The organism is Bradyrhizobium sp. 521_C7_N1_3 (assembly GCF_052075975.1).
GTDB classification, from domain to species: Bacteria; Pseudomonadota; Alphaproteobacteria; order Rhizobiales; family Xanthobacteraceae; genus Bradyrhizobium; species Bradyrhizobium japonicum.
Genome location: NZ_CP197232.1, coordinates 8,540,167 through 8,560,128 on the forward strand (window position 1 = coordinate 8,540,167; position 19,962 = coordinate 8,560,128).

17 protein-coding genes are annotated in these 19,962 nt (G+C 66.1%); 4 read left to right on the forward strand and 13 right to left on the reverse strand.

The annotated features are described in order from the left end of the window. Position 1: 1 nt before the first annotated feature. Positions 2-808 (forward strand): YkgJ family cysteine cluster protein, encoded by an 807-nt coding sequence (locus tag AB7008_RS40255; RefSeq protein WP_438502087.1) that lies wholly within the window; start codon positions 2-4, stop codon positions 806-808. 105 nt (positions 809-913) lie between these two features. Further along, positions 914-2,425, forward strand: a complete 1,512-nt coding sequence (locus tag AB7008_RS40260; protein ID WP_304491266.1) for an ATP-binding protein — start codon at positions 914-916, stop codon at positions 2,423-2,425. A gap of 6 nt (positions 2,426-2,431) precedes the next feature. On the opposite strand, the gene AB7008_RS40265 is transcribed toward AB7008_RS40260, so the two are convergent. The 11 genes from AB7008_RS40265 to AB7008_RS40315 all read right to left on the reverse strand — a co-directional run bounded on the left by AB7008_RS40265 (position 2,432) and on the right by AB7008_RS40315 (position 15,597). Further along, a complete protein-coding gene (locus tag AB7008_RS40265) occupies positions 2,432-4,747 on the reverse strand; it encodes a TonB-dependent receptor (RefSeq protein ID WP_304491267.1) in 2,316 nt (771 codons plus the stop codon). Beyond that, positions 4,728-5,801, reverse strand: coding sequence for a HoxN/HupN/NixA family nickel/cobalt transporter (locus AB7008_RS40270; RefSeq protein WP_304491268.1), 1,074 nt, complete (start codon positions 5,799-5,801; stop codon positions 4,728-4,730). The genes AB7008_RS40265 and AB7008_RS40270 overlap by 20 nt, the downstream gene beginning before the upstream one ends. Positions 5,802-6,054: 253 nt before the next feature. Beyond that, positions 6,055-6,795, reverse strand: a complete 741-nt coding sequence (locus AB7008_RS40275) for an ABC transporter ATP-binding protein (protein ID WP_304491269.1) — start codon at positions 6,793-6,795, stop codon at positions 6,055-6,057. Beyond that, positions 6,792-7,640: an ABC transporter ATP-binding protein gene (locus AB7008_RS40280; protein ID WP_304491270.1), complete on the reverse strand. Its 849-nt coding sequence runs from the start codon at positions 7,638-7,640 to the stop codon at positions 6,792-6,794. The genes AB7008_RS40275 and AB7008_RS40280 overlap by 4 nt, the downstream gene beginning before the upstream one ends. Next, positions 7,640-9,463 (reverse strand): ABC transporter permease, encoded by a 1,824-nt coding sequence (locus AB7008_RS40285; RefSeq protein WP_304491271.1) that lies wholly within the window; start codon positions 9,461-9,463, stop codon positions 7,640-7,642. Before AB7008_RS40285 ends, AB7008_RS40280 begins: the two co-directional genes overlap by 1 nt. 56 nt (positions 9,464-9,519) lie before the next feature. Continuing rightward, positions 9,520-10,677 carry an ABC transporter substrate-binding protein gene (locus tag AB7008_RS40290; RefSeq protein WP_304491272.1) on the reverse strand — a complete coding sequence of 386 codons (1,158 nt, stop codon included), beginning with the start codon at positions 10,675-10,677 and terminating at the stop codon, positions 9,520-9,522. A 59-nt stretch (positions 10,678-10,736) separates the two neighbouring features. Continuing rightward, on the reverse strand, positions 10,737-11,321 hold the full coding sequence (locus tag AB7008_RS40295; protein ID WP_304491273.1) for an alkylhydroperoxidase domain protein: 585 nt from the start codon (positions 11,319-11,321) through the stop codon (positions 10,737-10,739). 12 nt (positions 11,322-11,333) lie between these two features. Beyond that, the gene (locus tag AB7008_RS40300) at positions 11,334-11,957 is read right to left on the reverse strand and encodes a CMD domain protein (protein WP_304491274.1); all 624 of its coding nucleotides are present in this window, start codon (positions 11,955-11,957) and stop codon (positions 11,334-11,336) included. Positions 11,958-11,994: 37 nt separating this feature from the next. After that, positions 11,995-13,029: a putative FMN-dependent luciferase-like monooxygenase gene (locus tag AB7008_RS40305; RefSeq protein ID WP_304491275.1), complete on the reverse strand. Its 1,035-nt coding sequence runs from the start codon at positions 13,027-13,029 to the stop codon at positions 11,995-11,997. Positions 13,030-13,153: 124 nt separating this feature from the next. After that, entirely contained in the window at positions 13,154-13,948 is a 795-nt protein-coding gene (locus AB7008_RS40310; protein WP_248879766.1) for a MetQ/NlpA family ABC transporter substrate-binding protein, read from the reverse strand. Between the two features lie 203 nt (positions 13,949-14,151). Next, complete coding sequence (locus AB7008_RS40315) at positions 14,152-15,597, reverse strand: MATE family efflux transporter (RefSeq protein WP_304491276.1); 1,446 nt, start codon at positions 15,595-15,597, stop codon at positions 14,152-14,154. 143 nt (positions 15,598-15,740) lie between these two features. Between AB7008_RS40315 and AB7008_RS40320 the strand changes: the two genes are divergently transcribed. Then, positions 15,741-16,319: a TetR family transcriptional regulator gene (locus tag AB7008_RS40320; protein WP_028160792.1), complete on the forward strand. Its 579-nt coding sequence runs from the start codon at positions 15,741-15,743 to the stop codon at positions 16,317-16,319. Between the two features lie 59 nt (positions 16,320-16,378). Here the strand turns inward: AB7008_RS40320 and AB7008_RS40325 are convergent, their stop codons facing one another. Then, positions 16,379-16,936 (reverse strand): hypothetical protein, encoded by a 558-nt coding sequence (locus AB7008_RS40325; protein WP_248879768.1) that lies wholly within the window; start codon positions 16,934-16,936, stop codon positions 16,379-16,381. Between the two features lie 263 nt (positions 16,937-17,199). On the opposite strand from AB7008_RS40325, the gene AB7008_RS40330 reads away from it, so the two are divergent. Then, positions 17,200-18,987 carry a peptide ABC transporter substrate-binding protein gene (locus AB7008_RS40330; RefSeq protein ID WP_304491278.1) on the forward strand — a complete coding sequence of 596 codons (1,788 nt, stop codon included), beginning with the start codon at positions 17,200-17,202 and terminating at the stop codon, positions 18,985-18,987. Here AB7008_RS40330 and AB7008_RS40335 read toward each other — a convergent pair. Then, positions 18,950-19,927 carry an AraC family transcriptional regulator gene (locus tag AB7008_RS40335; RefSeq protein ID WP_052435496.1) on the reverse strand — a complete coding sequence of 326 codons (978 nt, stop codon included), beginning with the start codon at positions 19,925-19,927 and terminating at the stop codon, positions 18,950-18,952. The genes AB7008_RS40330 and AB7008_RS40335 overlap by 38 nt on opposite strands. Positions 19,928-19,962: the final 35 nt, after the last annotated feature.

The following is a 19,962-nucleotide window of genomic DNA, read 5'->3' on the forward strand; positions in this document are numbered from 1 at the left end:
GATGCTGAGCGTCGTCCGCGCGGTCGAGGCGGGCGCGACGACGATGAAGGGCGTGATCGACGCCACCGGGCTATCCCGTCTCAAGATCGAACGTGCCTTGAACGCGCTGGAGAAGCAAAAGCTCCTGGTCCGCGACGGCCAGGGTTTTCGCGCGACCGGCCTGCCGAAAACGGCGCCGCTCACCCGGCAATGCGGCTCGTGCAACGCCTGCTGCGATATCCTCGAGGTCGCCGCGGTCGACAAGCCGGTGAATCAACTCTGCAAGCATTGGCAGACGGGAACCGGGTGCACCATCTATGACCGCCGTCCGCAAATGTGCAGGTCGTTCGTCTGCGCCTGGCTGCAGGGCCATCTCGATGACGCGTGGTTTCCGGCGACGTCCGGCATCATCGTGCATTTCAGCCAAGACGCGGTGAACGTGACGGTCGACGACCACTGCCCCGATCGCTGGCGCGAGGAGCCCTATTTCAGCAAGCTCGCCGAATGGTCGCTGAACGGGATCAGGCGGATCGGTAACCGCGGCTACGCGACCCTCGTGGTCTCCGGCGAGAACCGGTTCCTGCTGCTCGGACGTACCATCGTTCCCGAGCCGACGCTGTTCGGAACAGCGTTCCTGCCGCTCACCACCGACACCTTCCGGTTCTGGCGCGCCACGTCGACCGAGCATCTGCAGCGGCTGCACGAGCGCATCGCCGAGATCGAGCGTATCCGGCAGGAATTCGGCTCCTGCGCGATCCCCGAGAACGAGGACGACGATCCGCAGGCGCCCTATCGGCCCGCACTTTTACGGCAATCGAATCACGCCTGAACTCCGCCGTGGGCAACACCGCATGATTCGCACGGTGCCGCTCGACGCGCCCCGGCCGGGTTGATAAGCCCCTGTCCGCGAATGATGGGGACTTGAGTCGGGGACATGACAGTTGCGATCGAGATGGGGCAGACCACGGCAGGCGCCGCGGCCGCCATGGACCTCGAGGAACTGCTGGCGACCCGGCTCCTGGTGCAGGGCAATTCGGGCTCCGGCAAGTCGCATCTCCTGCGGCGGCTGCTCGAACAGAGCGCGCCCTGGGTGCAGCAGGCCATCATCGACCCCGAAGGCGACTTCGTCACGCTGGCCGAGCAATTCGGCCATCTGGTGATCGAGGCCGAGGATCACACCGAGCGCGGCCTTCAGGTCGCCGGCGAGCGCGCGCGGCTGCATCGCGTCTCCACCGTGCTCAATCTCGAAGGGCTGGACGCCGAGAACCAGATGCGGCGTGCCGCGGCGTTCCTCGGCGGCCTGTTCGACGTCGATCGCGATCACTGGTACCCGATGCTGGTGGTGGTCGACGAGGCGCAGCTGTTTGCGCCGGCGGTCGCCGGCGAGGTCTCGGACGAGGCGCGCAAGCTCTCTCTCGGCGCGATGACCAACCTGATGTGCCGCGGCCGCAAACGTGGCCTCGCCGGCATCATCGCGACCCAGCGCCTGGCAAAGCTCGCCAAGAACGTGGCGGCGGAAGCCTCCAATTTCCTGATGGGCCGGACCTTCCTCGACATCGACATGGCACGCGCCGCCGACCTGCTCGGCATGGAGCGGCGGCAGGCCGAATCCTTTCGCGATCTCGAGCGCGGACAGTTCATGGCGCTCGGCCCGGCGCTGTCGCGACGCCCCCTGCGTTTGCATATCGGCCCGACCGACACCCACGCGCGCAATTCCACGCCGCGGCTGATGCCGATGCCGGAAGCCGCACTCGAGGATATGCGCGCCGTGATCCTGGCCGCGCCGCCGCCCGATGCCAGCCGCCCGCAGCGCCGGCCCGCGCCGGATCTGCTCGAGCAGCTTCGCGCCGCGAAGGCGGCCGCGCCGGAGATCCGGCCTGAGGTGGCCGAGGTTCCTGTCAGCGCCGAGGAGCTCGCCGAACGGCGCGAGCGCGTCGATCGTACGCTTCGTGCCGTGCTTGCCGAGCCCGATGCCGGCTTCCGCGCCGTCGGCGTGCTCTATCAGGAGTTCGTGGTTCGCTGCCGCATCGAGGGGCTCGGCTCCGCGGTGCCTGATCTGAATGAATTCCGCCGCATGCTGACACGCGCGCGCGCCGGGCTCGGCGCCGAGCATGCCGAGGACGACGCCTGGCAGGACGTGTCGCTGCGCGCCTCGATCCTGCCCGACGACATGCAGGGCGTGTTCATGATGATCGCACGCGCGGCGAAGGAAGGCTGGCCCTGCCCCGGCGATGCCGCGATCGCCCGCGCCTACGGCTCGCATTCGCTGCGCCGCGCCCAGCGCCTGCTCGGCTACATGGAGGAGCAGGGACTGATCGTCTGCCAGCTCGACGGCGGCGGCCGCCGGATCGTGACGCTGGTGGAGCTGGCCTGGGCCACCGCGCCGGGCGATCCCAACGGCGACGATCTGCCGGCGGAGCCGGTTCCGAACGCGGCCTCGGCTTGAGATCGTCTAGAACGTCCCGGCGACAGTCATGCGAAAGCTCAACGGCTCGACCGGGTGCAGCACGTAATCCATCACGCCGTTCTGGCAGACCGCCGTCGGCGCGACGCCGCCGGTGCAGAGATTGTACAGCGTGTCGGTCTTGAGCAGCGAACCGTAGGCATAAGTGATCTGGTTCGCCTGCGTGTTGAAGAGATTGAGCACGTCGAGCTGGATGCGCCAGCCGTTGTCGATGCGATAGCCGAGGCGGCCGTTGAAGATGCTGGTCGCGGATGAGCGGAACGCATTGTCTTCCGTCAGCGGGCTCGACGCCAGATAGCGCCAGCGCAAAGCCCCGAACCAGCCGGTCTTCTCGCCGAGCGTGATGCCGGCCGAGGCCACCATCGCCGGCGCGTTCGGAATGTAGTTGCCGGGCGCGTTGCCGATCTGCGCCTCGGGATAGCCCGCCAGCGAGGCGTAGATCTCCGCCTGCTCGCTGTCGGTGCCGCGGAAGCGCGCATGCGTCATGGCGAGATCGGCATCGATGTCGATCCACGATCGCGGGCGGTAGTGATTGGTCCATTCGAAACCGTAGCGGCGGCTGGCGCGCGTCGCCGAGGTATCGCCGGCATCGCCGGAGAACAGGATCTCGGAATCCTGATCGAGGATGAAGACGCTGAACGAGCTATCGAGGCTCGGAATGATCTTGGTGCGGACGCCGACTTCGGCGCCACGGGTGCGCACGAGCAGCGGTGACGGCGTAAGTCTCGTGGCGGGATCGCTGGGGTCTTCGGTCGTGGTCGCGCCACGCGCGTCGTTGGAGTGCATGCCGTAGCCGGCACCGAGGAAGAATTCGGTCTGGTTGAACGGGCCGAGCACCATGCGGAATTTCGGGCTGCCGAGCGCGGCGTCAGTGCGGCCGGAATTGTTGGAATTGAACAGTGAGGTGACATTGGCCGCGTAATAGTCGCCGCGCCAGCCGACAATAGTCTTCAGCCAGTCGGTCCAGCGCACGGTGTTCTCGGCATAGACGCCGACACTGCCTTCGCCGACCTTGTCGCTGCGGATGTTGGACAGGAAGCCGCGCTGGAAGGTGTTGGTGAGCGCGAGATCGATCGAATCATAGCGCGATTGCAGGCCGATCGTAGTCTGCATCGGCAGGCCGGCGAACGATCCGTTCAGCGTGCGCGAGATGTTGGCGCCGGCCATCAGGCGGTCGTCGTGCTGGTGGAACTGGTCGCCGAGCACGGGATCGTTGAGGAAATAGGTGAAGTTGTTGAAGAGGTCGAGCTGGCTCTTCACGACGTAGGCGTTGGCCTTCCACGCGCCGAGATCGTCGCTCTGCGCGACGCGGCCTGACAGCGCGAAACGATTGGTGTTGCCACCGTCGCTTGGGTCTTCCGAGCCGAACCGGTCGAGGAAGCCGCCCGTGATCGCGCGCAGCGGCGCCTGGTCGGTCGAATTCCATTTGTTCGCGTAAGCCATGCCGGTGACGGACACGCCATCGATCGCGGTGCCCTGGCTGTAGCGCACGAAGCCGTTGAGCTTGCGGACGTTATCCGGATTGTCCCACGGGCCGTCATAGGTACCGAGCTCACCGGCAACCAGCAGCGACCCGTCGCCGAGCTTTGCCGAATCCATGCCGAGCAGGCGGCGATAACCAAAGCTGCCGGCAGTGACCTGCGCAAGGCCCTTTTCGGTGCGGTCGATCAGGCCGATGCGCACGCTGCCGACGGAGGCAAAATCGCTCTCGTCGGCGAAGTACGGTCCCTTGCGCACGTCCATCGCGCTGATGGTTTCCGGGATCAACCAGTTGAGATCGGCATAGCCTTGGCCGTGCGCGTGGGTACGCATGTTGACCGGGACGTCGTCGACGTAGATCGCAAGGTCGGTGCCGTGGTCGAGATTATAGCCGCGCAGAAAATACTGGTTGGCTTTGCCCTCGCCGGAATGCTGGGTCACGATCAGCCCCGGCACCGCTTCGAGCGCCTCGCCCGGCCGCGCGAAAGGGCGCGCGTTGATCTCCTCGCCGGAGATGGTGATCTCGCTGGCCATGCTGGGCTGGGCCTTTGCACCCGAGGCGACGCTGCGGGCGTCCGACGCTTGCGTTGCTGCCGGAAAGACGACGATGCGGTCGTTGGGCTGGACGGGTTTACTGGCTGGCCGCGCCGCAGGCGGCTTCTTGCGATGCGGCGCCTCGTCACCGGATACTTCGACCGGCGGCAGTTCACGCGAGGCGCCACTGCTCTGCGCAAGGGCGCCGCCGCCATTCGCGAGAAGGACGAAGGCCGAGAGTGCCGTCAGCGCGCCGCGGCGCCGGCCAGGCTCAGGCCGCCTTGGTGGCATCGGCGCCTCGAAGCACATCCGCGCGTGAAGGGCTGCTCGCGAACATGCGGCGGTAGAGCAGGACCGAAACGAGCCAGGCGATCGCAAACAGCGCGATCACGGCGAAGCCGACATTGGCGAGCGACTCGTTGAGGCCGTCGACCAGCGTCCACACGCCGCCGGTTAGACCAAGCCGGTCGGCGATCAGGCCGAGTGCCTCAATGCCGCCGATCAACAGCGCCACCGCGACGGAGGCGCCGGTGATGGTGAGGTTGTACCAGAGCTTTCGCAGGGGATCGACGAAGGCCCAGCGATAGGCGCTGACCATCAGCGCCGAATCGGCGGTGTCGACCAGCGCCATGCCCGACGCGAACAGCGCGGGAAAGACCATGACGTCGACGAGCGAAGCGCCGCGCGTGGCTTCGGTCGCGGAGATGCTGAGCAGGCCGATCTCGGTCGCGGTGTCGAAGCCGAGCCCGAACAGAAACCCGAGCGGGAGCATGTGCCAGGGCTTTGTCACCAGGCGGAACATCGGGCCGAGCAGGCGCGCCAGGAATCCGCGGCTCGCCAGCAGCGCGTCGAGCTCCGCGGCGTCGTGGATGCCCTGCGCGCGCACGATGCGGAACGTCCGCCACAGGCCGACGAAGATGGCGAGATTGATGGCCGCGATCACAAGCAGGAACAGCGCCGACACCGATGTGCCGATGACGCCGCCGATATCCCTGAGCAGGCTGTCGCCGCCGAGGCTCACCACGCCGAGTGCCAGCAGCATGGTCGCGACCACGACCACGGTGGAATGGCCGAGGGCGAAATAGAGGCCGACGCTGCGCGGCGTACCGCCCGCATGGATCAGCTTGCGCACGACATTGTCGATGGCGGCGATGTGGTCGGCGTCGACGGCATGGCGGAGGCCGAACACCCAGGCCAGCAGCGCGGTCGCCATCACCGTCGGCCGGTCGCCGAACGCCGCGAAAGCCCAGACCCATGCGGCGACGTTGGCGGCGATGAGCCCGCCGAACAGCAGCACGGTGGCGGGCTCGACCGCCCGCAAGGACCATTTCGTCACGACAATCATTCCGTCCGCGCGCCCATCGCGCCAGCGGTATGATCTTTTCATACAATGATCACACTAACCAATGCAATTCCAGGAGGCCGCTTTGCAGGAATGCTTGTAACCATCCTTCGAGACGCCCGTTGCGCGGGCTCCTCAGGATGAGGCCTGGATTCGCGGCCACGTTGCGAGCAGACCCTCATGGTGAGGAGCCCGCGCAGCGGGCGTCCGGACGATGCCCTGCACCGCCAGGGTGAACCATCAGGCCGAGATGGTGCTACGCGGCCTCGGAACCACCGAGATAGGCATCCCGCACACGAGGATCATCCTTCAGCGCCCGCGCCGGGCCTGAGAGCACGATCTTGCCGGTCTGGAGCACATAGGCCTCGTGCGCGATCTCGAGCGCGAGGCTGGCGTTCTGCTCGACCATGAAGACCGACACGCCTTCCTGGTTGATCGCGCGGATCAACTCCAGCACGCGGTCGACATAGAGCGGCGACAGGCCCATGGTCGGCTCGTCCATCACGATCATCCTCGGACGGCTCATCAGCGCGCGCGCCATTGCGACCATCTGCTGCTCGCCGCCGGAGAGCGAACCGGCACGCTGCGACAGCCGCTGCCCAAGCTTCGGGAACAGCGTCAGCATCTTGTCGAGATCCTGCGCCACCGCATCGCGGTCGTTTCGCACGAAGGCCCCCATCAGGATGTTTTCGCGCACGCTCATGTCCGCGAACAGCCGCCGCGCCTCCGGCACGGAGGCGATGCCGCGGCGGACGATCTGCGGCGTGGTGAGCCCGAGCAGCGACGCACCGTCGAAGGTTACGTCACCCGAGCGTGGTTTCACCAGGCCCAAAATGATCTTCATCGTGGTCGACTTGCCGCTGGCATTGCCGCCGAGCAGGCAGACGATATGGCCGCGGCCGACCGTGATCGACAGCTCGAAATGCACCTGGGCCTGGCCGTAGAAGGTGTTGACGTTCGAGAGCGCCAGCAGCGGCTCGGATGCGCCTGTCGTCATATCACGCTCTCCCGCTCCGGCGTTTCCGACAGGCCGTGGCCGAGATAGGCCTCGATCACCTTGGGATCGCCACGCACCACTTCACCCGGCCCTTCCGCAATCTTCTTGCCCTCGTCCATGACGATGACGCGGTCGGAGAGGCGCATCACCATCTCCAACTTGTGCTCGATCAGGAGGATGGTCAGCCCCTCGGCCTTCAGCTCGGCGACCAGGCCCTGCATCTCCGCGGTCTCGGTCGGGTTCATGCCGGCGGTGGGCTCGTCGAGCAGCAACAGGCGCGGCTTCAGCGCGAGCGCGCGCGCGATCTCGACGCGGCGGCGATTGGCGTAGGACAGGCTATAGGCGGGCTGGTCGATCCGTGGCAGCAGCCGCTCGCCGAAGCGTGCGAGAATGGCCTTCACCTCCTCGCGCAGCCGTTCCTCTTCGCCCCTGACGCTGGCCGGACGCAACAGCGCCAGTCCCAACTCCAGCAGCGGGCCGATCACCGGCACCGCGGGCCTCACCGCGCTCAGCCGCGTGTGCGCGCCGATCAGGACGTTGTCCATCACGCTGAGATTGCCGAAGACGCGACCGAGCTGGAACGTGCGCGCGATGCCTCCGGCCGCGAGCCGCTCCGGCGACAGACCCGTGATGTCCTGACCTTCGAAGCCGACATTGCCGGCATCGGGCCGATCGAGCCCGGTCACGAGATTGAACAGCGTCGTCTTGCCGGCCCCGTTCGGGCCGATGATGCTGATGAGCTCGCCTTTGGCGAGATCGAGATCGATGGCATCCACCGCGGTCAGGCCGCCGAAATGGCGTGTCAGCCCGCGCAGGGACAGCATGGGCGTGTGCTGTTCCGCCATCACATCGTCCCCAACAGGCCCTGCGGCCTGAACCGCACCAGCAGCAGCAGCACGATGCCGTAGATCAGGATGCGATACTCCGCCGCGATCCGGAACACCTCCGGCAGGCCGACCAGCGCGACCGCCCCGACGATGGCGCCGACGACGTTGCCGAGGCCGCCGAGGATCACGACGGTCAGCGCCAGAATGGATTGCTGCGTGTTGAAGGTCTCGTGGTTGATGTAGGAATAGAGATGGGCGGCGATGCCGCCGCTGACGCCGGCCGCGAAGCCGCCGAAGATGAAGGCGAGCGACTTGTAGCGGTTCAGGCTGAGGCCATAGGCGCGCGCGGCGATGTCGTCGTCGCGGATGGCGCGGAAGCTGCGGCCGAGATGCGAGCCGAGCAGCCGGCCCTGCAGCAGCGCCAGCACGACCATCACGATGAAGCTGAACCAGTAGATCGAGGTCGGGCTGATCAGATCGTAGCCGAACAGGGACAGCGGCGGAATGCCGGAGATGCCGATCGGGCCGCGCGTGACGCTCTCCCAGTTCAAAATCACCAGCGACACGATCTCGCCGATGGCGAGCGTCGCGATCGACACGTAATGCCCGCGCAGGCGGAACGACGGCGAGATCAATGCGGTGCCGAGCGCGGCACTCATCAGGCCGCCGGCGATGATGGCGAGGCCGACCGGGACGGAGAAATTCAGCGACAGCAGCGCCGAGGTGTAGGCGCCGATCGCGAGCAGCGCGGCATGTCCGAGCGAGACCTGTCCCACCGTGCCCGCAACCAGCGTCAGGCTGAGCGCGAGCATGCCGAGCAGCCAGGCGTTGATCAGGGTCTGGAGCACGTAGAAGGACACCGGGAAGAACGGCAGAATCGCGAACACGCCGGCGGCGACCAGCAGCGCCCAACGCGGAATCCGCACCGGGCGGCTCGGCGCAATGAAAGTGCCGGTGAGCGGCTCGGGTGGCGCCTGCCGCGCGCTGGCGAACAGGCCGTTCGGACGCAGCACGAGCACGACGACCAGCAGCAGGAACGCGAACAGATTGCGGTAGCTGGTGCCGAACACGGCGACGCCATAGCTCTCGACCAGTCCGAGCAACAAGCTGCCGATCACGGCGCCCGGCACGTTGCCGGCACCACCGACCACTTCCGCAACGACGCCCTTCAGCGTCGCCTGCAGGCTCATCGCGGTGTCGATCTGGTTGTAGTACATGCCGACCAGCAGGCCGGAGACGCCGCCAAGGGCCGCCGCAATGCCGAACACGGCCTGATTGACCCGGTTGACGTCGACGCCCATCTGCATCGCCGCGTCGCGATCCTGCGCGGTGGCGCGCACCGCCCAGCCGAGCTTGCTGTAGCGCAGGAACACGAACAGCAGCAGCGCGCTGGTGAGGCCGACGCCGGCGATGAGCAGATCAAGAGGTCCGATCGTGCCGCCGCCGACCTGGAAGCGCACGTCAGGCAGCTGGCTCGGCAGCGCGCGCGGGTTCGGCGAAAAGGTCAGCATCACCAGCTGATCGAGCACGAAGCTGATGCCGATGGTCGCGAGCAACGGCGCGATGCGCACGGAGTTCTGGAGCGGACGCAGGCCGAACCGTTCGATGATCAGTCCGACGATCGCGGCCGCGACCGCCACCACGATGATGGTGAGCGGCAGCGGCGTATGCAGCTGCACCACTGCGACCCAGCCGATATAGGCGCCGACGAGATAGATCGAGCCCTGGGCAAAGTTGATCAGCCGGCTGACGCCGAAGATCAGCGCAAGCCCGACCGCAACGAGGGCGTAGACATTGCCGACGATCAGCCCGTTGATCGTGTAGTCGAGCCAGGAAGACACGCTGATATCACCGCGTAGAGAGGAAAGCGGCCGGAGCCCCCGCTCCGGCCATCAGGTCAGGTCGGCTTGCCGTCCCAGAGCGCGAACTGGCCCTTGCGCACGACGAGCTCGGCGTTCATGGCGCCCTTGACGCGACGGGTCGCGACGTCGAACGTCGCGGCGCCGAAGATGACGCTCGGGACGTCCTTGACCTTGGTGAAGGCGTCGCGGATCGCCTTGCGGTCGGTGCCGCCGATCTTCACCACGGCAGCCGCCATGTTCATCGCATCGTAGGCGTAAGCGTTGAACGCGTCGGGCTCGAGCCCGTTGTACTTCTTCTTGAAGCCGGCGATGAATTTCTGCACCTCGGGCCGCGGGTCTTCCGGGAAGTAGCGCGTGCCGACGTGAACCTCCTCGACCGCCTCGCCGCCGAGCTCCAGGAACTTCGGCGAGTAGACCGAGCTTGCCGCGCAGATCACCTGCTTCAGCCCGACCTGTCGCGCCTGACGCGCGATCAGCGCGCCGTCGGAGTAGTAGGAGATCAGGATCAACCCGTCCGGATTGGCATCGCGCACGCGCACCAGCGTGGAGCGGAAGTCGCGCTCCTCCGCGATGTAACCCTCGGTGACCGCGATCTCCGCGCCGTATTCCTTGGCAGCATTGACGAAATAGTCGCGGCTGGTGCGGCCCCAATCGGTGTTGAGGTGCAGCACCGCGAGCTTCTTCAGGCCGAGGCGCCTCACGGCATAGGACGCCAGCAGCGGCTGCTCGTCGGCCTGGCTGACCGACGTGCTCCACATGAAGTCGCCGCCCTTGGTGAAGTCAGGGTGCGAATTGGTGAAACCGAACTGCACTAGGCCAGCGCGCTGATAGATCGGCGAGGCCGCCATCGAGGCGGGACTCGAGAAATCGCCGAGCTCCAGGACGATGCGGGGATCGGAGACGAATTTCTGCGCGATCGCCACCGACTGGCGCGGGTCGCTCTGACTGTCCTCGAAATTGTAGGTGAGCTTGCGGCCGTTGATGCCGCCGGCCGCCTGGATCTCGTCGAGCGCGAGGTCAAAGCCCTGCTTCCACTGCGTGCCATATTGCGCGTTCGGCCCGGTCAGAGGACCGCTGACACCGAGCAGGATCGGCTCGGCGGATTGCGCGAAGGTGCCGCGCGAACCGGCCGCTCCCGCCATCATGGCGGCAAGCGAGCCCTTGACCAGGGTACGACGATCGATGTTGCTCATGCACGGCTCCATCCACTCTGTGTTGATATAAACAGCAATTCTTGTGCCGGTGAGATTGCCTATTTCGAGGGCTCACCGAGCGACAGCATCAGCCGGTTCGCCCAGTTGAAGAACGAGGCGCCGTTGATGACGTCGACGATCTCGGCGTCGTCGAGGCCGGCGCGGCGCAGCTCCGCGATATTCTCAGGCCCGAACGCGATCGGCGTCGCGGCCAGCGCCACCGAGGCCTTGACCACCGCATTCCAGCGCGCGCCAAGGTCGGCCTTGACGCCTTCGTCGAGCAGCCGCTGCACGTCGTCGCGGCGCTTGGAATAGGTGCTGGCGAAACGCGCATGCACCGAAGCGCAGTAGATGCAGCCGTTGTAGCGCGAGGTCGCAGCCGCCGCGAGCTCACGCTCGGCGCGCGGCAGGCCATCGGCGACGTTGTAGAAGATGTCCTTGTCGGTCTTGGTGCGGGCTTCCAGCACCTCGGGATCACGCACGAGAAGGCGGAAGTACTCGGACTTGGCACGGGAGCGATCGACCAGACCCGCGAAATGCCGCTCGGTCAATTCGGCCTCGGGCAGCGGGTCGATCCACGACACCCAGCCGAGCTCGTCCTGGGTGAAGACGACGGGCGGATTGACGTTGTTTGCAGCGCTCATGATGCAGTCTCCTTACGCGCCGGCCGCAGCGCTTGCGGTGCCCAGCGAGGCGCCGAGCACGCGCAGGCCCGTGACGACGCGCACCTGGAACGACAGGAACGCGACGAGCTGAGAGAAAGTGACGATTCCGGTGTCGGACCAGCCGGCGGCCAGCAGCGCCTTCATGTCGGCGGACGCGGCATCGCGCGGGCGGAACACCAGCAGATGCGCATGCTCCAGCGCCGCGGCGAGCCTGGCACCAAGGACGGACTTGCCCTCCGCACTCACGCGATAGATCAGGCCCGCCGTGTTCTCGACTGACAACGGTCCGGACGGATACGCACCGTACGGGCCTGACGTCTCGCCGCGCCCGATTTCGACCTCGATCGCCTTGACCAGGCGCGCACCATCGGCGGTCGCCGCGAGCTTGGCCCGGTAGAAGGCGGCCACATTGGGCTCGCGGTGAAGGCCGATCACGAAGAGCGCGACTGCGGCGCGCTCCACAAGCGAAAAATCGCCGGCGTCGATCGGCTCGAACAGCGAGAGATAGCTCTTCTGCGCGTTCTCGCGCGCCTGCAGGCGGCGTGCGCGAATGTCATCCAGAGCCGTGCCCGGTTCGATCCCGGCGAGCGTGTCGATGATATCTTTCGTAGCCATCATTGAGCCTCGTGCAACGCGATCATGTTCACTCCGATCAGCCCGCCAGAGCCACGTCAGCCGCCGTCCGGGTCCAGCCCAGCGCCGGCGCGACCTTCTCCGCGACAAGCTCGATCGAGCGCAGGATATGAGGATGCGGCGCGTCCACTGAATGCGCCTGGAAGACGAGGTCGGTCACCCGCTCCAGCGTGGCGTCGGCGCGGAGCGAGGCGATGACGTCGTCGGCCGCGCCGACATGCGTGTCGAATGCGGTGATCATCTCCTCCAGCGTCTCGCCCGGCCTGGCGTGACCGCCCTTGAGGAACTGCGGCAGCGCGCGACGCAGCCCGATGTCGGCAAGGCGCATCGCCTCAGTCCGGTCGTCGGCGACGAAGACGCTGCGCGAGGCCATGATCCGCGGCTCGCATCCCGGCGGCAGCGCTTCGAGATAGGCATCGATGACCGGGTTCTGGATCTCGGCGAGCGTAGCCTTCGGCGCCTCCTTGGTCCGCGGCTGGGTGCGCGACAGCAGCAAGCCATCGCCGGCCTTGCCCGCGCGCGCACCACCGGCGACCGAGAACGTCGCCTGCCAGATCCGCTTGTCCAGTTGGGGCCGCTGCGGATAGAGCGTATCGCCGCCGGTGAGCGGCCTGCCGACCAGGGCGGTTCGGACCACGTCCAGATTGCGGGCAAAGATCTCGTTGCGCTGGGCACTGTCGAGGCCGAAGGCGGCAAAGGCCGACGGATTGCCGCCGGTGCCGACGCCGAGCTCGAAGCGGCCGTTGCAGAGAAGATCGAGGACGGCGGCATCTTCGGCCACCCGCACCGCGTTCTCCAGCGGCAGCGTGACGATGCCGGTGCCGAGACGGATGCGCGAGGTTTGCGCCGCGACGTAGCCGAGGAAAGTGAAGGGCGACGGCAGGCCGCCCTCGCGTTCGTGAAAATGATGCTGCGCGATCCACGCGGAATCGAGGCCCGCTTCCTCCGCGCGCACGATCTGCTCGGCGGCGAAGCGGTAGCGCTCCGCGGGCGGGGCTTCATCGAGGAGCCGTGTGAAGAACCCTAGTCGTTTCAGGTTTGCAAAGCGTTTCATACGACCCCTGTCGGGCGAGGATGGGCCCCGATGATGTCGGTTGCCGCAGCTCCAGACAAGCGGGCATTGCGCAAGGCTGCCCGCCGGATCGCCCCCTGCGCTGGACCTTGGCTAGGCAGATTGCCTACCAGCTCGGCAGCACCGCGCCCTTGAACTTGGTCAGGACGAACTCCTTCACCTCGGGCGTGTGGTAGCTGTCGACGAGGATCTTGACCCAGGGCTTGTCCTTGTCGGCGGCACGTACCGCGATCAGATTGACGTAGGGGCCCTTCGGGTCCTCGCGCAGGATCGGATCCTTGACGGGATCGAGGCCCGCCTGGGTTGCATAATTGGTGTTGATCGCGGCGGCATCGACATCGTCGAGCGCGCGCGGCGCCTGCGCCGCATCGACCTCGATGAATTTCAGCTTCTTGGGATTCTCGGTGACGTCGAGCACGGTCGGCTTGAAGCCCGTCCCGTCCTTCAGCTTGATCACGCCCTTGTCGCGCAGCAGCAGCAGCACGCGGCCGCCATTGGTCGGATCGTTCGGGATCGAGACCTTGCCGCCTTCAGGGATATCGGCGAAGGTCTTGTGCTTCTTCGAATAGACACCGATCGGGAAGTTCACGGTCAGCCCGACGGACTCGATCTTGTAGCCGCGGTCGGCCTTCTGGTTGTCGAGATAAGGCTGGTTCTGGAACGAATTGGCCTGGATCTCACCGGCATCGAGCGCGGCATTCGGCACGACGTAATCGGAGAACTCGATCAGCTGGATGTCGAGACCTTGCTTGGCGGCGATCGGCTTCACCGCCTCGAAGATCTGCGCATGCGGGCCCGGCGTCACACCGATCTTGATGGTCTCGGCGGTTGCTGCGGCCGACCAGGCGGCAAGCGCGGCTGCAAGGATCAGGGGGAGGCGAAACGACATCTTGGTCTCCATCACTCAACGAAAATGATTGGAACCGTATTCGCTTCTCCGCCGGGCGAAATCAATGAAATGGAAATCCATATTTGTCGACTGACGCGGACAACGCTTCTCCGTTCGCCCTCATGTGGGGAACGAATGCGCCCGCGCAAGCGTGACGCGCATCACCGCGCAGCGGCGCCCGGAGAGCGAGAATTGCCGGCATCCGGTGCGCCTGTTTACTCGGAGCGCCACGTCCACGGTGATAGCATGATCAGGACACAGATCGCGGCATAGGCGGCGAGCGAGGCCGTGACCATGGTGGCGAGACCCGCCATGCCCGCGCCAAAACTCGCCACCGCGATCCAGCCGCCGCCAGCCGCGATCAGGATGCGCGCGAAGGACGAAGCGAGCGGCCCCATCGCTCGGCCGGTGCCTTGCACCGCGAACGAACTGACAAAACCGAAGCCGAGCGCGGCATAGGCCGGCGCGACGATGCGCAAATAGGTCATGCCCTCGCTGACGACGTCCGCGTCATGGCTGAAGAGGTGCAGCCAGGCCGTCGGGAAGATCGCAACCAGCAAGCCGATCGTGCCGGTCATGATCATCCCGACCACGCCGCTGATCCAGCCGATCTTTCGTGCCCGCGCGGTCTGGCCCGCGCCCATGTTGACGCCGACCATGGTCAGCGTCGCCGTGCTGATGCCGAACAGCAGCGGAATCATGATGTAGTCCAGCCGCGAGGCGATGCCGTAGCCGGCGAGCGCGGAGGTGCCGAACAGCCCGACCGCGCCGGTGACGAGAATGACGGTGAGGTTGGTCAGCACCGCGTTGAACGCGGTGGGGATGCCGACCTTCAGCATGTCGGCGAAGATCTTTGCGCGCAACGGCACGATGTGCAGCCTCAAGCCGGTCGCGCCCGTCGCCATGTAGCGCAGCAGGAACAGCATCGCCGCGCCGTAATAGAGGCCGAAGGCTATGCCGGCGCCGCCGATGCCGAGCCGCGGGATCGGCCCGAGCCCGAAGATCAGCGCCGGCGAGACCGGAATGGTCACGATGGCGCCGACCAGCGTCACCAGGGCCGGCACCTTGACGTTGCCGGCGCCGCGCAGCGCGGCGGCCTGAAGGTTCACGATCCACACCGGTATGGCGCCGGCGAACAGATAGTTGGAATAGGTGGTGGCGGCGGCAAGCGCACCGTCGGTGCCGCCGAGGGCGCGATACAGATGCGGGCCACCGAGGACGACGCCGAGCGTGAACACGCCGCCGGCAATGATCGCGAGCACCACGGCATGAAACAGCGCCGCCTCGGCGTCAGCGCGGCGGCCGGCACCGACCGCGCGCGCCACCGAGGACGCAACACCGGAGCCGAACCCGCCGTTCGACATCATGGTCATCAGCATGAAGATCGGGAACACCAGCGCGGCGCCGGCGAGCGCATCGGTGCCGAGAAAGCCGACATAATAGGCCTCCGCGATGTTGACCGCGGTCTGCGCGACGAGGACGGTCACGGTCGGCAGCGCGAGCTTGAGCAGCGTGGGCAAGATCGGCGCGGTCAGGAGCGCGGCGCGTCTTTGCTCAGCGGCGTTTGGGGCCGGCGTAACCGCCTGGCGAAGTGGCGCCGTGGTGTGGGCCACGAATGGCGCGGCGGACAAGGCCGGCGCGGCGGCATCGTCGACGGACATGGGTTCGATCCTGTGGTTCCCTCGGACCGCCCGGTCGGCCGCCCATTGAATTATGATCATAATGTATTATTATGATCATAATGCAATAGGACAGACCTCACGATTTTGTGGCATAGGGGGCGGTGGGTTCGCAGGAGGCGGAATTGGCGCGCTACGACAAGGGACACAGGGACACGACGCGGCGGCACATTCTCGATGTCGCATCGACGCAGTTCCGCGAGAGCGGCATCGCCGCGGTCGGCCTCGCCGGCATCATGGCGGAAGCGGGCCTGACCAACGGCGCCTTCTACACGCACTTCGCCTCCAAGGAGGATCTGGTGCGCGCGGTGCTGTGTGACGCGCTGGAGCGGCGCGAGCAGCGGCACAAGGACAATCTCGAAAACGGCGTCGCGCTCGAGACCGTGATCCGCGATTATCTCTCGCCCAGGCATCGCGATCGCGCGGCGACCGGTTGCCCGACCGCGGCCCTCGTCTCCGAGATCGCGCGGCATCCGAAGGCGACGCGCGAGGCCTTCACCGGCAAGATGTCCGACATCCTCGCGCTGATGGCAGCGCAAATGCCTGAGGGCACGCCGGCGGAGCGGCGCCGCCGCGCCATCGCGGCCTACGCCACCATGGTCGGCGCGCTGCAATTGTCGCGCGCGGTGAGCGACAGGCAATTGTCGGAGGAGATTCTCGAGAACGCGGTGGATGCTGCGCTGGCGCTTGCGAAGGGGCGCTGATGCATTCGCCCCTCCATTCGCACCGGATCATCGTAGCCCGGGGGCGGCCTGCGTGTTGCTCAGCTCCTCGCGTCGAGCTGGCTGCTGCGGCCGGACGAACTTGCTTGCGAGGCATAAGCGGAAGCCGCGGCCGATGCCGGTGAATAATGCGACAGCGATTCGGCGAGTTCTTCGGCGGCCTCGGTGAGCTCCTTCAGGACGGCGTCGCTGTCCGTGGCCTGGCCGCCCGAGGAATGCAGCACCTCGAACGAGATTCCGTTCGGAAGATCGACATGAACCTTGTCGATCCCGACGGCGTCGGGCGTGTCGCCGTGCTGCGCCTGGTCGGCGCTGGACGCCGGATCACCCGATATCTGCTGGCTCGCGAGCTGCTGCACGAAATCCTCGATGGACTTGAGCGCGCTGCTGTCGAAGCCGCCGCCACCGAAATGGACGATGCCGATCGACATGCCGTTCGGCAGGTTCACCTTGACCTCGTCGTAGGGCGTGCCGCTCTCCAGCAGCGACGAGAACATCGAGGCGCCGTCTTGTGAACCGCCGGATTTCGACTGGCTGGTGGATGAAGGCGACCCCGCCGCGCTTCCACCACCGATGCTGCTCATGCTGCCGACGCTCATACCCGTACTCCACTGTCATTGCCAACGCACGCTTTGCGTGCAATGCGCGTGCCAGATGAGAGCCTCATTGCCATCAAGGGCTTATCGCGAAATCCGGTCGGCATACCCTTCACACCGGCAACTATGTCCCGGCAGAAGCTGCCCATCTCCACGTTCGCCATTTCGTCGCAGGGCCTTGCGGCCTCGCCGGCATTGCCGCCTCGCACACGATGCAACATGATGGGGTGGTGGCGACGATTTTTCTTCGAGGTGGAGGTCATTCGATGAACGAAGACGAGATTCGCAAGTCCATCGCGGAGGTGAAGCAAGGCACGCTGTCGCGACGCTCGTTCATCCGGACCATGGCTGCGGCCGGGATCGCCGCGCCGGTCGCGAGCCAGATCCTGCTCTGGAACGACGTCGCGATGGCGGATGCCACGCTGCAATACAAGCCGACCAAGGCCGGCGGCGGCGGCCCGCTCAAGATCCTGCTGTGGCAGGCCCCCACCCTGCTCAATCCGCATTTTGCGATCGGAACCAAGGATCAGGTGGCCTCGCGCATCTTCTTCGAGCCGCTGGCCGGCTGGGACAAGGACGGCAACCTCATCCCCTGCCTCGCCGCCGAGATTCCGACCAAGGCGAACGGCAGCCTCGCGGCCGACGGCATGAGCGTCATCTGGAAGCTGAAGCAGGGCGTGAAGTGGCATGACGGCAAGCCCTTCACCGCCGACGACGTCGTCTTCACCTGGGCCTATGCGGCGGACCTCGCGACCGCCGCCTACAGCACGGGATCCTACAAGGACATCACCGTCGAGAAGATCGACGACCACACCGTCAAGGTGCTGTTCAAGGCCCCGACCCCGTTCTGGGCCGACCCCTTCGTCGGCTCGGTCGGCCAGATCCTTCCGAAGCACCATTTCGGCGACTATACCGGCGCGAAATCGCGCGAGGCGCCGGGCAATCTGAAGCCGGTCGGCACCGGCCCGTACAAATTCGTCGAGTTCAAGCCGGGCGACCTGATCCGGGCCGAACGCAACCCCGACTATCACGTCAAGAACCAGCCGCATTTCGACACGCTCGAGGTCAAGGGCGGCGGCGACGCGGTGTCCGCGGCGCGTACCGTGCTCCAGACCGGCGAGTACGACTATGCCTGGAACCTGCTGGTGGAGGAGGAGGTCCTCAAGCGCATGGAGGCCAGCGGCAAAGGCAGGGTCGACATCACGCCGTCCGGCAACGTCGAGTTCATCATCCTCAACACGACGGACCCCTGGACCGAAGTCGACGGCGAGCGCTCCAGCGTCAAGACCAAGCACCCGACGCTGTCCGACCCGGTCGTCCGCCAGGCGTTCAACCTCCTGATCGATCGCGAGGCGATCCAGAAATTCATCTACGGCCGCGGCGGCATCGCCACGGCAAGCTTCGTCAACCAGCCCCAGCAGTTCAAGTCGGGCAAGCTGACCTACGCATTCGACGTCGACAAGGCGAACAAAATCCTCGACGACGCCGGCTGGAAGCGGGGCGCGGACGGCATCCGCGAGAAGGACGGCAAGAAGCTCAAATACGTCTTCCAGACCTCGATCAACGGCCCGCGCCAGAAGACGCAGGCCATCATCAAGCAGGCCTGCCAGAAGGCCGGCATCGACATCGAGCTGAAATCGGTCACCGCATCGGTGTTCTTCTCGTCTGATGTCGGCAACCCCGACACCTACTCGAAACTCTATTGCGACATGGAGATGTACAACACGACGCAGCCGCAGCCCGATCCGGAGCGGTTCTTGAACCAGTGTGTCTCCTGGGAGATCGCCAACAAGGAGAACAAGTGGCTCGGCCGAAACATCTCGCGCTGGTCCGATCCCGAGGCCGACAAGGCCTACAAGACCGCGCAGCAGGAGCTCGATCCGGTCAAGCGCGCCGCGCTCCTGATCAAGGTCAACGAGATATTCTGCGAAGCCAATATTCTGGTGCCGCTGCTCTCCCGCAACATCGTCGGCGCCGGCGTCAATAGCCTCATGGCCGACATCTCGGGCTGGGACGTCACGACCTGGAATCTGGGGAGCTGGTATCGGGTTTGACGACCGGCGCGCGAGGACCCGGCTCCCTCAAAGCGCCGGGTCGCATGCCGTATCTGCGCATGATGGCTTTGCTCAGCGCGCCTTCGGACGCATAGCCGACCTCGCCGGCGATCTTCGCGATCGGATCGGAGGTGCCGGCCAGCCGCTTGCGGGCGACCGTCAATCTCAGATCGGACAGGAACGTCATGGGCGCGACCCCCGCGCGCTTTTGAAAAGCGCGCACCAGCGTCGCGCGCGAGGCGATCGCCACCGCCGCCATGTCGTCGAGCGTCCAGTCCCGGGCGAGATCATTGAGGATCGCCGACACGACCCGGGCCGTCATGCGGTCGCGCAACAGCGACACCGTCCCGTTGCCGGAGGCATCGTCCGAAAGATGATCGCGGAGCATCATCACGAACAACGCTCTCGCAAGGTCGGCCGCGACCACCTCCGATCCAACCCGTCCAGCGTCGAGCTCTTCGCGGATGTCGATCAGCAGGCGTTGAAACCGTTCCAGCAGCGGCTCCTCCGCCGTGCGCAGGATGATCTCGTCGGGAAGCGCGGCGATCAGCGGGTTCTCATCCGACGTCTCGAACAGGAAACGGCCGCACAGCAGTTCGGTATCGACCTCGGCCTCGACCGTTGCGCGCTGGCGGACACCATTGCGGACCTCGGTCGTAACACGCCCGACAGCGCCGCCCGTCCGGCTGCGAACCGCGTGACTGTCGCCATGCGGCAGGAGAAGGATGTCGCCGGCTTCGAGCCGCTGCGGGCCCAGGCCCGGCCGCTCGACCACGCAAGCGCCGCGCGTGACCATGTGGAACTGCGCCCATCCCTTGCCGTTCGGCGCGTGTAGCGACTCCCAGCTGCCGCCGAACTTGCAGGAATCCTCAAATATTGGACGGATCCTGAACAGCGGCACCATCGCCTTCAACAATTCCGCCGCGTCCGCCTCCGACATCCGTCTCCCCTTGATCCGCCCGGACATGTCTCCGA

Coding starts and splice junctions, on each gene's coding strand:
- AB7008_RS40325 (WP_248879768.1), bottom strand. CDS start 16,936: ATGAGCGTCGGCAGCATGAGCAGCATCGGTGGTGGAAGCGCGGCGGGG.
- AB7008_RS40305 (WP_304491275.1), bottom strand. CDS start 13,029: ATGAAACGCTTTGCAAACCTGAAACGACTAGGGTTCTTCACACGGCTC.
- AB7008_RS40295 (WP_304491273.1), bottom strand. CDS start 11,321: ATGAGCGCTGCAAACAACGTCAATCCGCCCGTCGTCTTCACCCAGGAC.
- AB7008_RS40255 (WP_438502087.1), top strand. CDS start 2: ATGCTGAGCGTCGTCCGCGCGGTCGAGGCGGGCGCGACGACGATGAAG.
- AB7008_RS40275 (WP_304491269.1), bottom strand. CDS start 6,795: ATGACGACAGGCGCATCCGAGCCGCTGCTGGCGCTCTCGAACGTCAAC.
- AB7008_RS40270 (WP_304491268.1), bottom strand. CDS start 5,801: ATGATTGTCGTGACGAAATGGTCCTTGCGGGCGGTCGAGCCCGCCACC.
- AB7008_RS40310 (WP_248879766.1), bottom strand. CDS start 13,948: ATGGAGACCAAGATGTCGTTTCGCCTCCCCCTGATCCTTGCAGCCGCG.
- AB7008_RS40330 (WP_304491278.1), top strand. CDS start 17,200: ATGAACGAAGACGAGATTCGCAAGTCCATCGCGGAGGTGAAGCAAGGC.
- AB7008_RS40290 (WP_304491272.1), bottom strand. CDS start 10,677: ATGAGCAACATCGATCGTCGTACCCTGGTCAAGGGCTCGCTTGCCGCC.
- AB7008_RS40335 (WP_052435496.1), bottom strand. CDS start 19,927: ATGTCGGAGGCGGACGCGGCGGAATTGTTGAAGGCGATGGTGCCGCTG.
- AB7008_RS40265 (WP_304491267.1), bottom strand. CDS start 4,747: ATGCCACCAAGGCGGCCTGAGCCTGGCCGGCGCCGCGGCGCGCTGACG.
- AB7008_RS40315 (WP_304491276.1), bottom strand. CDS start 15,597: ATGTCCGTCGACGATGCCGCCGCGCCGGCCTTGTCCGCCGCGCCATTC.
- AB7008_RS40280 (WP_304491270.1), bottom strand. CDS start 7,640: ATGGCGGAACAGCACACGCCCATGCTGTCCCTGCGCGGGCTGACACGC.
- AB7008_RS40300 (WP_304491274.1), bottom strand. CDS start 11,957: ATGGCTACGAAAGATATCATCGACACGCTCGCCGGGATCGAACCGGGC.
- AB7008_RS40260 (WP_304491266.1), top strand. CDS start 914: ATGACAGTTGCGATCGAGATGGGGCAGACCACGGCAGGCGCCGCGGCC.